Source organism: Rathayibacter sp. AY2B7 (assembly GCF_002931635.1).
Lineage (GTDB): Bacteria > Actinomycetota > Actinomycetes > Actinomycetales > Microbacteriaceae > Rathayibacter.
Window position 1 is genome coordinate 30,289 of the sequence record NZ_PSUC01000002.1, and the last position, 12,377, is coordinate 42,665.

Genomic DNA, 12,377 nt, shown 5'->3' on the forward strand with positions numbered 1-12,377 from the left:
GCGATGGCGACGAGCGGAGCCGTCGCGCGCGTGCTCCTGGACTCGCCCCTCCCGCAGCTCGACCGGCTCCTGGACTACGCGGTGCCGGAGGCGCTGCGCGGCGAGGTGGTCCCCGGCGTGCGCGTGCGGGTGCCGTTGCGGACCGGAGGCCGGATCGCCGACGCGTTCGTCGTCGAGACGGGGGAGGGGACCGAGCACGCCGGAGCGCTCAGCGGCATCGAGGAGCTGGTCTCGCCGCTCGTCGTGCTGACCCCGGAGGTCTGGGCCCTCGCCCGCCGAGTGGCCGACCGCGCCTCCGGAGGCGCGAGTGACGTGCTGCGCCTGGCCGTGCCGCGCCGCCACGTCCGCGTCGAGAAGGCGCGACTCGCCGCGGGTCCCGCTCCTGCGGCGCCCGCGGTCGAGGCGCGCGGCGTGACGGGCTACTCCGGTGCCTCCTTCGCGGGACTCTTCGAGGGGGCCCGGCTGGCGGTCGGCGCCGTGCCGGCTCCGGTGAGGCTCGACTCGGGCGCGTGGGTCGGCGGCTGGGCCGTCACGCTCGCCGAGCTCGCCCGGGACACGCTCGCCGCGGGCCGCGACGCGATCCTGGCCGTCCCCGACTACCGCGACCAGGAGCAGTTGGAGCTCGCTCTCGCCGACCTCGTCCCCGCGGAGGCGGTGGTGCGCCTCGATGCGCGGCAGAAGGGGGCCGAGCGCTACTCCGCCTTCGTCCGCTGCCTCGATCCCGGGCCGCGGGTCGTCGTCGGCAACCGCTCCGTCCTCTACGCGCCCTCCTCCGCCCTCGGCCTGATCGCGCTCTGGGACGACGGCGATCCGCTCTTCGCCGAGCCGCTCGCGCCCTACGCGCACGCCCGCGACGTCGCCCTGGTGCGGCAGGAGCAGAGCGGCGCCGGCCTCGTCCTGCTCGGCAACACGCGCACGGTCGAGGTCGAGCGGCTCGTCGAGATCGGCTTCGCGACCGAGGTGGAGCCGCGGCCGAGCCGCCGCCCGCACGTCGTGCCGACCGCCCAGCAGTGGGCGGCCGACGAGCACGACGCGGCAGCGCGCATCCCCTCCTCCGCCTGGCGGGAGGCGCGGAAGGCCCTCGACTCCGGTCCCGTGCTGGTCCAGGTCGCGCGCCCCGGCTACGCGCCGGTGGTCGCCTGCGCCCGCTGCCGGACCGTCGCACGCTGCAACCGCTGCCAGGGTCCGCTCGGCGTGCACTCCGAGGGCGGGCGGCCGAGCTGCGGCTGGTGCGGCCTGATCGCGGCCGACTGGACCTGCTCCGTCTGCGAGGCGACGGCTCTGCGCCTCGTCTCCCTCGGCGCGGGCCGCACCGCGGAGGAGCTCGGACGCGCCTTCCCGGGTGCCAAGGTGATCGTCGCCGACGGGCAGCGCCCCGTGCTCACCCTCCCCGACGAGCCCGCGCTCGTCGTGGCCACGCGCGGGGCGGAGCCGCGGGCCGACGGCGGCTACCACGCCGTCCTGCTGCTGGACGGCGAGCGGATGCTGGCCCGCGAGAGCCTGCGGGTCGCCGACGACGCGCTCCGCACCTGGTCGAACGCCGCGGCGCTGGCCCGCCCGGGCGCGCCGGTCCTCCTGGTCGGGGTCGGCGGCCGGCTCGCGACCGCCCTGGCGACCTGGCGGCAGGCCGAGTACCTCCGGGCCGAGCTCCAGGAGCGGCGCGCTCTGCGCTTCCCGCCCGCGGTGCGCCTGGCCACGGTGAGCGGCGACGCGCACGCGGTGGAGGAGGCGCTCGACGCGCTCGACGAGGACGACCGGCACGAGGTCCTCGGTCCTGTCGGGCTCGAGGACGGCTCCGTCCGGGCGATCGTCCGGTTCGACTACGCTCGCGGTGCGGATGTGGCCGCGCGCCTCCGCTCCGCCGTGATCCGCAACGCCACGCGCCGTCGTCGCCCGCCGACCACGCCCGGCCGCTTCCGGCCGGCCCCCCGGCTCCGGGTCCGTCTCGACGACCCCGACATCCTCTGACTCCCCAGGAGACCCCCGTGCGCCTCGTCTTCGCCGGCACGCCCGCCGCCGCCGTTCCGACCCTCCGCGACCTCGCCGCCTCCGCGCACGAGGTCGTCGCCGTGGTCACCCGGGAGGACGCCCCGGTGGGCCGCAAGCGCGTGCTCACCCCCTCGCCGGTCGCCGTCGTGGCCGAGGAGCTGGGGATCCCGGTGATCCGGGCGAATCGCCTCGACGAGGACGTGACCGACCGGATCGCGGGCCTCGCCCCCGACCTCGGCGTGATCGTGGCCTACGGCGGCCTCGTCCGGCAGCGCCTGCTGGCGGTGCCGCGCCTGGGCTGGATCAACCTGCACTTCTCCCTGCTGCCGCGCTGGCGCGGGGCGGCTCCCGTCCAGCGGGCGCTGATGGCGGGCGACACGCGGATCGGCGCGAGCGTCTTCCAGCTGGTCGCCGAGCTCGACGCCGGTGACGTGTACGCCGAGCTCGCCGTCGACGCGGGGGAGCGCACCGCGGGCGAGCTGCTGACGGAGCTGGCCGGGAGTGGCGCCGGCCTCACCCTCGGCGTGGTCGACGCGCTGGAGGAGGGCACGGCCGTCGCGACTCCGCAGGCCGGAGAGGCGACCCCCGCTCCCAAGCTCGACGCCGCCGACGGCCGGATCGACTGGAGCCTCCCGACCGCGCGGGTCCTCGCGCTCGTGCGCGGAACGACTCCCGAGCCCGGAGCCTCGACCGCGGTGGGGGACGCGCGCCTCAAGGTGCTCGCGGTCCGCGCGGCCGAGGGGGACCTCGCTCCCGGCGTCGTCCGCCTCGACGCGGGGCGCGCCCTCGTCGGCACCGCGGACGGAGCGGTGGAGCTGGTCACCGTCCAGCCCGCCGGCAGGACCCCGATGGCCGGCGCCGACTGGGCCCGCGGCCTGCGCGAGAGCACGGTGCTCGCGTGAGCGCCCGTCGCGAGGCCGCTCCCGCCCGCCGGGTCGCCTACGACGTCCTGCTCGCGGTGAGCGGGTCGGACGCCTACGCCAACCTGGTCCTGCCCGCGCGGATCAGCGCCGCCGGCCTCTCGCCCGCCGACGCGGGACTGGCCACCGAGCTCTGCTACGGCACCCTGCGGATGTCCGGCTACTACGACCGCGTGATCGCCCTCGCGGCCGGCCGGTCCGTCGAGAGCATCGATGCGCCGGTGCTCGACGCGTTGCGCCTGGGCGTGCACCAGCTGCTCGCGACCCGCGTGGCCCCGCACGCCGCGGTGAACGAGAGCGTCGCGCTCGTCGCGGCCGGCTCCTCGCGGGGAGCGGTGGCCTTCGCCAACGCCGTGCTGCGCGCGGTCTCGCGCTCGAGCGCCGGCGAGTGGCGCGAGCGGGTCTCCGCGGCCGCGGTCTCCGGCGACGACCGGATCGCCGCGCTGAGCTCCCACCCCGTGTGGATCGTGCGCGCCCTGCGACGGGCGCTGGCGGCGGAGGGGGCGGCCGACGAGCTCGACGCGCTGCTCGCCGCCGACAACGCGGCTCCGCGGGTGAACCTGGTGGCTCTGCCGGGCCTGGCGTCTCCCGGCGAGATCGCCGACGCCGAATCCGACCGGTTCTCGCCGGTCGGCATGACCAGCACCGGCGGCGACCCGGAGGCGTTCCCCGCGGTGCACGAGGGCCGCGTGCGCGTGCAGGACGAGGGCTCCCAGCTCGCCGCTCTGGCGCTCTCCCGGGCACGGCCGGTGCACCCGGGCGAGCGCTGGCTCGACCTGTGCGCGGGACCCGGCGGCAAGGCGGCGCTGCTCGCGGCGGAGGCGCGCGCAGGCGGGGCGGCGCTGCTCGCCAACGAGGTGGTCGCGGGCCGCGCGGGCCTGGTGCGGCAGGCGCTGGCCGCCGTCGATCCGTCGGTCGAGGTGCGCACCGGCGACGGGCGCGAACTGGGCGACGAGCAGCCGGGATCGTTCGACCGCATCCTCCTCGACGCGCCGTGCACCGGTCTCGGTGCGCTGCGGCGTCGGCCCGAGGCGCGCTGGCGCAAGTCCGCGGCCGACGTGGAGCCGTTGGCCGCACTCCAGGGCGAGCTGCTCGACTCCGCGGTCCGGGCTCTCGCTCCCGACGGGCTGCTGGCCTATGTGACCTGCTCGCCGCACCTCGGCGAGACCCGGCGCGTGCTCGCCCTCGCGCAGGAGCGGCACGAGCTCGAGCTCGTCGACACGCCGGCCGTGCTGCGCGCGGTGACGGCGGACCCGCTCCCGCTGCCGGACGGCCCCCTCCACGTGCAGCTCTGGCCGCACCGGCACGGCACCGACGCCATGTTCGTGCAGCTCCTCCGCCGCCGGCCCCTCGAGGCGGCGTCCGGGAACGCCTGACCCCTCCGGAGCGGGAGCGTGCTCGGCCGGGCGGACGCGGAGGACGCTCCGATCTAGGCTGGAGGCATGCCCGCACGGATCAACCCCAGCATCCTCTCCGCCGACTTCGTGAACTTCGAGGCCGAGCTGCAGCGCATCGCCGGAGCCGACCTCGTGCACGTCGACGTGATGGACAACCACTTCGTGCCGAACCTCACCTTCGGGCTGACCATGGTTCAGCGCCTCCAGGACGTCTCGCCCCGGCCGCTCGACCTGCACCTGATGATCGAGGACCCGGACCGCTGGGCCCCGGACTACGCCGAGACCGGCGCCTACTCCGTGACCTTCCACGCCGAGGCCGCGCGCGACGCCGTGGCCCTCGCGCGGCGCCTGCGCGAGATCGGCTCGCGGGCGGGGATCGCGCTCAAGCCGGGCACGATGGTGGACGACTACCTCGACCTCCTGCCCGAGTTCGACCAGGTCCTCGTGATGACGGTCGAGCCCGGCTTCGGGGGCCAGTCCTTCATGGAGGAGACGATGCCCAAGCTGCGCACCCTCCGGAACGTGGTGGACCGCACCGGGCTCGACGTCTGGCTCCAGGTCGACGGCGGGATCGCTCCCGGCACGATCGAGATCGCAGCGGAGGCGGGAGCCGACACCTTCGTCGCGGGCTCCGCGGTCTTCGGCGCGGACGACCCGGAGGCCGCGATCGCGTCGCTGCGCGAGACGGCGACCGCTCACCTGCACCGGCACTGAGGCGGCCCGCGCCCGGCCGCCGTATAGACTTCCCCGGTGAAAACTTTCGACGACCTCTTCGCTGAGCTGGGCGAGAAGGCCGCCGCCCGTCCCGAGGGTTCGGGCACCGTCCGCGAGCTCGACGCCGGCGTGCACTTCATCGGCAAGAAGATCGTCGAGGAGGCCGCCGAGGTGTGGATGGCCGCCGAGTACGAGGGCGACGAGCGCACCGCCGAGGAGATCTCGCAGCTGCTCTACCACCTGCAGGTGCTCATGCTCGCCAAGGGACTGACGACGGCCGACGTCTACCGGCATCTGTGAGCCCCGCCCCGCTCGCCGGGGTGCGCCTCCGCTCCGCGCCGTCGCGCCCGCACGCTCCCCGAGGAGCCGTGCCGCCCCCTGAACAGCCGTCGAGTCATGAAGGACGTCCCGTGACCACCACCCCCGCCCCGGCGCTCCTGCGCGTCGCCGTCCCCAACAAGGGCTCCCTCTCGGAGACCGCCGGTCAGATGCTCGCGGAGGCCGGCTACACCGGCCGCCGCGACCCGAAAGAGCTGCACGTCGTCGACGAGCGCAACGGGGTCGAGTTCTTCTACCTGCGCCCGCGCGACATCGCCACCTACGTCGGCTCCGGCGCTCTCGACGTCGGGGTCACCGGCCGCGACCTCCTGATCGACTCCGGCTCCGAGGCGCGGGAGATCGCGAGCCTCGGCTTCGCGAACTCCACCTTCCGCTTCGCCGGGCCCGCCGGCCGCTACGACGAGCTCGCGCAGATCGACGGCCTCCGCGTGGCGACCAGCTACCCGGGCCTCGTGGGCCGCTTCCTCCGGGAGCACGGAGTCGAGGTGACGCTGATCCGCCTCGACGGCGCGGTCGAGTCCGCGATCCAGCTCGGCGTCGCCGACGTCATCGCCGATGTCGTCGAGACCGGCACCACGCTCCGCAAGGCCGGCCTCGAGATCTTCGGCCCGGTCATCCTGGACTCGACCGCCGTCCTGGTCTCCGCCGCGGGGGAGCCCGAGGGCATCCCGGTGCTGCTGCGCCGCCTGCAGGGCGTGCTGGTCGCCCGCGAGTACGTGCTGCTCGACTACGACTGCCCCGTCGCGCTCCTGGAGAGCGCCACGGCGATCGCCCCGGGCTTCGAGTCCCCGACGGTCTCGCCGCTGCACGACGCCGAGTGGGTGGCCGTCCGCGTGATGGTGCCGCGCTCGGACATGAACCAGGTGATGGACCGCCTGTACGACCTGGGCGCCCGCGCGATCCTGGTCACCTCCATCCACGCCGCGCGCCTGTAGAGGGGGAGCCGATGAGTCTCGCCGTCCGCGTCATCCCCTGCCTCGACGTCGCCGCCGGCCGCGTCGTGAAGGGCGTCAACTTCCAGAACCTGCGCGATGCGGGCGACCCCGTCGAGCTCGCCCGCCTCTACTTCGAGCAGGGCGCCGACGAGCTGACCTTCCTCGACGTCACCGCCACGGTCGACGACCGCTCGACCACCTACGACGTGGTGCGGGCGACCGCCGAGCAGGTCTTCATCCCGCTCACGGTCGGCGGAGGGGTGCGCAGCGCCGAGGACGTCTCGCGACTGCTCGCGCACGGCGCCGACAAGGTGGGCGTCAACTCCGCCGCGATCGCCCGGCCCGAGCTCCTCGGCGAGATCGCCGACGTCTTCGGCGCGCAGGTGCTCGTGCTCTCGCTCGACGTCAAGCGGAGCGACGCCACGGCGTCCGGCTTCGTCGTCACCACTCACGGCGGACGCCGCGAGACCGAGCTCGACGCCCTGGCCTGGGCGGCCGAGGCCGTCGAGCGCGGCGCCGGGGAGCTGCTGGTCAACTCCATCGACGCCGACGGCACCAAGCAGGGCTTCGACCTCGAGCTGATCGCCGCGATGCGCGAGCTGAGCTCCGTGCCGGTCATCGCTTCCGGAGGCGCCGGCGCCGTCGAGCACTTCGCTCCGGCCGTCGACGCGGGGGCCGACGCCGTGCTCGCCGCCTCCGTCTTCCACAACCGCGAGCTGACGATCGGCGACGTCAAGCGCGCGCTCGCCGCCTCCGGGATCGAGATCCGATGACCCCCGCCGAGCTCGACGCCGTCCTGGACCGCGCCGCCTTCGATCCGACCGGGCTCCTGCCCGCGATCATCCAGCAGCACGACACCCGCGAGGTGCTCATGATGGGCTGGATGGATCGCGAGGCTCTCCGGCGCACCCTCACCGAGGGCCGTGTCACTTTCTGGTCGCGCTCGCGTCAGGAGTACTGGCGCAAGGGCGACACGTCCGGTCACGCGCAGTACGTGCGGGGTGCCGCCCTCGACTGCGACGCCGACACCCTGCTGGTCCAGGTCGAGCAGATCGGCGCCGCCTGCCACACGGGCGAGCACGCCTGCTTCGACGTCGACCCCCTCGTGCCGTTCACCGGCCTCGGCCCGGTGGAGTGAGCATGAGCGGACGGCGGCTGAAGTACACGGCGATCCTCGGGGTCGTGCTCCTCGCCGCGCTCGAGCTGACCTCCTCCACCCAGACCTGGTCCACGCTGACCCTGGCCGCGATCGAGGGGGAGGGCCAGCGGATCGACGTGGCCGGGACCGTCGCCGCGCCCGCGCTCTCCGCCCTGGCGCTCGCGGGCCTCGCCCTCGCCGCGGCCCTCGCCATCGCCGGCCCCGTCTTCCGGATCGTGCTCGGTCTGCTCCAGGCCGTCCTCGGCGCCTCGGTGGTGCTCGCGGCCGCGACGGCACTGGGCGACCCCGTGCGCGCCGGCGCCTCGCTGGTCACCGAGGCGACCGCCATCGCGGGGGAGCAGTCCGTCGCGGCGCTCGTGGCCTCGTCCTCCGCGACGGCCTGGCCCGTCGTCGCCCTGGTCTGCGGCGTTCTCACGGCGCTGCTCGGGATCGGCGTCCTCGCGACCTCGCGCCGCTGGCCGGGAGCGGCGCGGAAGCGCGCGTCCCGCTTCGAGCCCGCCGACGGCTACGGCCACGGCGCGTCGACCGTGCAGACGGACGACGGCGACATCGACCCGGTCGTCTCGTGGGACGAGCTCTCGCGCGGCGACGACCCCACCTCGGGCCGCTGACACCGGCCGCGGTCGTGTCCGGCGGTCCGGCATCCCCGCCTCCTGCAGGCGGCTGCGCAGGCGAGTCCGGGGCCGGGCGCTCAGGCGCCTCACGCTAGACTGCTCTGGTCCCGATGCACCCCCAGGAGGAGACCCATGAGCACCGAGCACGACGACGACAACCACGGCCACTCGCCCGCAGCGTGGACGGCCGTCGTCATCATGCTGGTCGGATTCACGATCGGCACGATCGCGTTCTGGTTCGACGTGCCCCTGGTGGTCTGGCTCTCGGCCGGCCTGGTCGTGGTGGGTCTGCTCGTGGGCATGGGCATGGCCAAGGCGGGCTACGGCGTCAACGGCGCGAAGGCGAACCCGAAGGCGCGCGCCTAGGTGCTCGCCGACCTCACCGCCGGCGCCCTGGCCGACGCGGCCCGGCGCCGCGAGAGCGCCCCGCTCGAAGCCGTCGAGCGCCGCGCGCTCGCCCAGGCGCCCGCCCTCGACGCGCTGGCCGCACTGGCCCCCGCCGAGCGCGTCAGGATCATCGCCGAGGTGAAGCGCGCCAGTCCGTCGCGCGGAGCCCTCGCCGACATCCCCGTCCCCGCCGAGCTGGCCGGGCAGTACGAGCTCGGGGGAGCGAGCGCGATCAGCGTCCTCACCGAGGAGCGCCGCTTCAAGGGGTCCCTGGCGGACCTCGAGGCGGTGCGCGAGCGCGTGTCGATCCCCGTCCTGCGCAAGGACTTCGTCGCCGAGCCGTACCAGGTCCTCGAGGCCCGTGCGGCCGGAGCCGACCTGGTCCTCCTCATCGTCGCCGCGCTCGAGCAGCCCCTGCTCGCCGAGCTGCACGCCCTCGTCCTCGAGCTGGGGATGACCCCGCTCGTCGAGACGCACTCGGCCGACGAGCTCGAGCGGGCCGCCGACCTCGGCGCGCGGCTCATCGGCGTGAACGCCCGCGACCTCTCCACCTTCCAGCTCGACCGCGACCTCTTCGGCCGCCTCTCCGAGCGCTTCCCCGACGATGCGGTGAAGGTGGCCGAATCGGCCGTCCTCACCGCCGACGACGTCGCGCACTACCGCGGCTCCGGAGCCGACGTCGTCCTCGTGGGCGAGGCTCTCGTCACCGGCGGCGACCCCGTCTCCACCCTCGCCGGCTTCCTGGCGCACTGACCACACCGATAGGCGGTACCCCCATGGCACTCCGGGATGAACTCGGCCCCTACTTCGGCGAGTTCGGCGGACGCTACGTCCCCGAGTCCCTCGTCGAGGCCCTCGACGAGCTGAGCGCCGAGTACGAGCGCACGAAGGTCGACCCCGCGTTCGCGGCCGAGCTGATGGAGCTGCACCGCAGCTACACCGGCCGTCCGTCGATCATCACCGAGGTGCCGCGGTTCGCCGAGCACGCCGGCGGTGCGCGGATCATCCTCAAGCGCGAGGACCTCAACCACACCGGCTCGCACAAGATCAACAACGTGCTGGGCCAGGCGCTGCTCACCAAGCGGATCGGCAAGACCCGCGTCATCGCCGAGACGGGAGCGGGCCAGCACGGCGTCGCGACCGCCACGGCCGCCGCCCTGTTCGGCCTCGACTGCGTGGTCTACATGGGCGAGGTCGACACCGAGCGCCAGGCCCTCAACGTCGCCCGCATGCGCCTGCTCGGCGCCGAGGTGATCCCCGTGACGACCGGCTCGCGCACCCTCAAGGACGCGATCAACGACGCGATGCGCGACTGGGTGACGAACGTCGGCACCACGAACTACATCTTCGGCACCGTCGCGGGCCCGCACCCGTTCCCGGCCCTCGTCCGCGACTTCCAGAAGATCATCGGCGAGGAGGCGCGCGAGCAGGTCCTCGAGCTGACCGGCTCGCTGCCTACCGCGGTCACCGCCTGCGTCGGCGGCGGCTCCAACGCGATGGGGATCTTCCACGCCTTCCTCGACGACCCCGAGGTCCGCCTCGTCGGCTTCGAGGCCGGCGGCGACGGGATCGAGACCCCCCGCCACGCGGCGACCATCAGCAAGGGCCGCCCCGGCGTCCTGCACGGTGCCCGCAGCTTCCTCCTCCAGGACGAGGACGGCCAGACCGTCGAGTCGCACTCGATCTCGGCCGGCCTCGACTACCCGGGCATCGGCCCGGAGCACGCGTGGCTCTCGAGCATCGGCCGCGCCGACTACCGCGCGGTCACCGACTCGGCCGCGATGGACGCGCTCATGCTGCTCAGTCGCACCGAGGGGATCATCCCCGCGATCGAGTCCGCGCACGCGCTGGCCGGCACGCTGGAGCTCGGGCGCGAGCTCGGCCCCGAGGCCACCATCCTGGTCAACCTCTCGGGCCGCGGCGACAAGGACATGACGACCGCTGCGCACTACTTCGGCCTCATGGACCAGGGCGCGGTGCAGTCGTGAGCGGCCGCGGACCGAGCGTCGCCGAGACCGTCCGGCGCCGGAACGAGGAGGCGGCGGGCGCCCTGATCGGCTACCTCCCCGTCGGCTTCCCCGACCTGCCGACCAGCATCGACGCCGCCGTGGCCATGGCCGAGAACGGCGTCGACGCGATCGAGCTGGGCCTGCCCTACTCCGATCCGGTGATGGACGGACCCGTCATCCAGGAGGCGACCCAGGCCGCCATCGCGGGCGGCTTCCGCCTCCGCCACGGCTTCGAGGCCGTCCGCGAGATCCGGGCGCGCGTCGACGTGCCGGTCCTGGTGATGACCTACTACAACCCCGTCCTGCAGTACGGGGTCGAGCGCTTCGCCACCGATCTGGCCGAGGCCGGCGGGTCCGGCCTCATCACGCCCGACCTGATCCCGGACGAGGGCGCCGAGTGGCTCGCCGTCTCCGAGCGGCTCGGACTCGACCGCGTGTTCCTCGCGGCGCCGTCCTCGACGGACACGCGCCTGCGCCAGGCCGTCGACTCGAGCCGTGGATTCGTCTACGCGGTCTCGACGATGGGCATCACCGGCGCGCGCACCGACGTCGACTCCGCGGCCCGCACCCTGGTCGACCGCCTCCGCGCCGCCGGCTCCGAGAGCGCGTGCGTCGGCCTGGGCATCTCGACCGGCGAGCAGGTCGCCGAGATCCTCGCCTACGCGGACGGCGCCATCGTCGGATCCGCCCTGGTGCGGGCACTGGCGTCCGGCGGGGTCGACGCGGTCGCCGAGACCTCCCGCGGCCTCGCCGAGGGCACCCGCCTGCGCTCCGCGCGCTGACACCCTCCCGCTACAATCGGGATGCCCACCGGGGCGCGGCCGAGCCGTGCCCGGGGGACCCCCTCCTTCGAAAGGTCGAGTACCGGTGTCCGTACCGCTGAGCATTCCGAGCCCCCCCGACGCGTGGAGTCAGTACGACCTCACGATCGGCACCTTCACGCTCGCGATCCACACCTACGCGCTCTGCATCCTCGCGGGGATCATCGTGGCGACGATCATGACGAACCAGCGCCTCAAGCGCCGCGGGGCGGAGCCGTGGGTCGTGCTCGACATCATCATCTGGGCCGTGCCGCTCGGCATCGTCGGCGCCCGCGCCTACCACGTGCTCACCCACCCCGGCGACTACTTCTACGACGGCGCCGACCCGTGGGAGGTCGTCCGCATCTGGAACGGCGGCAACGCCATCTTCGGCGGGCTGATCGGAGGCGCGGTCGGCGCGTTCATCGGCTGCCGCTGGACAGGAGTGCGGTTCTGGACCTTCGCCGACGCCCTCGCCCCCGGCATGCTCGCCGCGCAGGCGCTCGGGCGTCTGGGCAACTGGTTCAACCACGAGCTCTTCGGCCTGCCCACGACCCTGCCCTGGGGCCTCGAGATCGAGACCACCAACCCTGCCTTCCCCGTCGGCCTCCCGGCGGGCACGCTCTTCCACCCGACCTTCCTCTACGAGATCCTCTGGAACGTCGTCGGCATCGCGGTCATCCTCCTGCTCGAGCGCCGTCTCAAGCTGCAGTGGGGCACCGTCTTCGCCGCCTACCTGATCTGGTACGGGATCGGCCGCGTCTGGTTCGAGTCCATCCGGATCGACCCGAGCGAGTTCTTCTGGGGCATCCGCACCAACGTCTGGGCCGCGCTCATCGCCGTGGTCATCGGCCTGGTCCTCGTGGTGATCCAGAAGCGCGAGCACCCGGGTGCCGAGCCCTCGGCCTACCGGCCGGGTCGCGAGTGGACGCCCGCCCCGGCTGCGGTAGAATTCGAGGACGTCGAGTCCGACTCCGACGACACCACCACCCCTGCTTCCGGCACCGACGCCGAGAAGCCGACGGTCTCCCGCACCTGACGGAGGTCGCGGAGCCTCCGCGACCGCCTCCCGGGTGCCCGACACCTCCACGACCGCCCCATCGCGGCGCAGCCA

At 74.2% G+C, this 12,377-nt stretch carries 14 protein-coding genes; all 14 read left to right on the top strand.

All coding sequences use genetic code 11. The features are described 5' to 3' along the window. Nucleotides 1-3: 3 nt before the first annotated feature. On the top strand, nt 4-1,968 hold the full coding sequence (locus tag C5C27_RS00635; RefSeq protein ID WP_104313184.1) for a hypothetical protein: 1,965 nt from the start codon (nt 4-6) through the stop codon (nt 1,966-1,968). Nucleotides 1,969-1,985: 17 nt separating this feature from the next. Continuing rightward, nucleotides 1,986-2,891 (top strand): methionyl-tRNA formyltransferase, encoded by a 906-nt coding sequence (locus tag C5C27_RS18460; protein ID WP_258066458.1) that lies wholly within the window; start codon nt 1,986-1,988, stop codon nt 2,889-2,891. Further along, the gene (locus tag C5C27_RS00645; RefSeq protein WP_258066460.1) at nt 2,888-4,285 is read left to right on the top strand and encodes an RsmB/NOP family class I SAM-dependent RNA methyltransferase; all 1,398 of its coding nucleotides are present in this window, start codon (nt 2,888-2,890) and stop codon (nt 4,283-4,285) included. Before C5C27_RS18460 ends, C5C27_RS00645 begins: the two co-directional genes overlap by 4 nt. A gap of 66 nt (nt 4,286-4,351) precedes the next feature. Further along, nucleotides 4,352-5,020: a ribulose-phosphate 3-epimerase gene (rpe, locus tag C5C27_RS00650; RefSeq protein ID WP_104313188.1), complete on the top strand. Its 669-nt coding sequence runs from the start codon at nt 4,352-4,354 to the stop codon at nt 5,018-5,020. A gap of 36 nt (nt 5,021-5,056) precedes the next feature. Further along, nucleotides 5,057-5,320, top strand: coding sequence for a phosphoribosyl-ATP diphosphatase (locus C5C27_RS00655; RefSeq protein WP_055791842.1), 264 nt, complete (start codon nt 5,057-5,059; stop codon nt 5,318-5,320). Nucleotides 5,321-5,430: 110 nt separating this feature from the next. Beyond that, the gene (gene hisG / locus C5C27_RS00660; RefSeq protein ID WP_104221851.1) at nt 5,431-6,294 is read left to right on the top strand and encodes an ATP phosphoribosyltransferase; all 864 of its coding nucleotides are present in this window, start codon (nt 5,431-5,433) and stop codon (nt 6,292-6,294) included. A gap of 11 nt (nt 6,295-6,305) precedes the next feature. Further along, nucleotides 6,306-7,067 (top strand): imidazole glycerol phosphate synthase subunit HisF, encoded by a 762-nt coding sequence (hisF, locus tag C5C27_RS00665; protein WP_104221853.1) that lies wholly within the window; start codon nt 6,306-6,308, stop codon nt 7,065-7,067. Next, a complete protein-coding gene (gene hisI / locus C5C27_RS00670) occupies nt 7,064-7,432 on the top strand; it encodes a phosphoribosyl-AMP cyclohydrolase (RefSeq protein ID WP_104237502.1) in 369 nt (122 codons plus the stop codon). The genes hisF and hisI overlap by 4 nt, the downstream gene beginning before the upstream one ends. Nucleotides 7,433-7,434: 2 nt before the next feature. Continuing rightward, nucleotides 7,435-8,064 carry a Trp biosynthesis-associated membrane protein gene (locus C5C27_RS00675; RefSeq protein WP_104313190.1) on the top strand — a complete coding sequence of 210 codons (630 nt, stop codon included), beginning with the start codon at nt 7,435-7,437 and terminating at the stop codon, nt 8,062-8,064. 135 nt (nt 8,065-8,199) lie between these two features. Beyond that, entirely contained in the window at nt 8,200-8,433 is a 234-nt protein-coding gene (locus C5C27_RS00680) for a DUF6704 family protein (RefSeq protein WP_104221860.1), read from the top strand. Continuing rightward, entirely contained in the window at nt 8,434-9,207 is a 774-nt protein-coding gene (gene trpC, locus C5C27_RS00685) for an indole-3-glycerol phosphate synthase TrpC (RefSeq protein ID WP_104221862.1), read from the top strand. Between the two features lie 23 nt (nt 9,208-9,230). Beyond that, a complete protein-coding gene (gene trpB / locus C5C27_RS00690; RefSeq protein WP_104225310.1) occupies nt 9,231-10,442 on the top strand; it encodes a tryptophan synthase subunit beta in 1,212 nt (403 codons plus the stop codon). Continuing rightward, the gene (trpA, locus tag C5C27_RS00695; protein ID WP_104232657.1) at nt 10,439-11,245 is read left to right on the top strand and encodes a tryptophan synthase subunit alpha; all 807 of its coding nucleotides are present in this window, start codon (nt 10,439-10,441) and stop codon (nt 11,243-11,245) included. The genes trpB and trpA overlap by 4 nt, the downstream gene beginning before the upstream one ends. Nucleotides 11,246-11,330: 85 nt before the next feature. Beyond that, nucleotides 11,331-12,302, top strand: coding sequence for a prolipoprotein diacylglyceryl transferase (gene lgt, locus C5C27_RS00700; RefSeq protein ID WP_258059820.1), 972 nt, complete (start codon nt 11,331-11,333; stop codon nt 12,300-12,302). The last annotated feature ends 75 nt before the right edge of the window (nt 12,303-12,377 follow it).

Excerpts from the sequence above, each read along its gene's own strand:
- C5C27_RS00635 (WP_104313184.1), top strand. The coding sequence starts at position 4 with ATGGCGACGAGCGGAGCCGTCGCGCGCGTGCTCCTGGACTCGCCCCTC.
- rpe (WP_104313188.1), top strand. The coding sequence starts at position 4,352 with ATGCCCGCACGGATCAACCCCAGCATCCTCTCCGCCGACTTCGTGAAC.
- hisF (WP_104221853.1), top strand. The coding sequence starts at position 6,306 with ATGAGTCTCGCCGTCCGCGTCATCCCCTGCCTCGACGTCGCCGCCGGC.
- hisI (WP_104237502.1), top strand. The coding sequence starts at position 7,064 with ATGACCCCCGCCGAGCTCGACGCCGTCCTGGACCGCGCCGCCTTCGAT.
- C5C27_RS00675 (WP_104313190.1), top strand. The coding sequence starts at position 7,435 with ATGAGCGGACGGCGGCTGAAGTACACGGCGATCCTCGGGGTCGTGCTC.
- C5C27_RS00680 (WP_104221860.1), top strand. The coding sequence starts at position 8,200 with ATGAGCACCGAGCACGACGACGACAACCACGGCCACTCGCCCGCAGCG.
- trpB (WP_104225310.1), top strand. The coding sequence starts at position 9,231 with ATGGCACTCCGGGATGAACTCGGCCCCTACTTCGGCGAGTTCGGCGGA.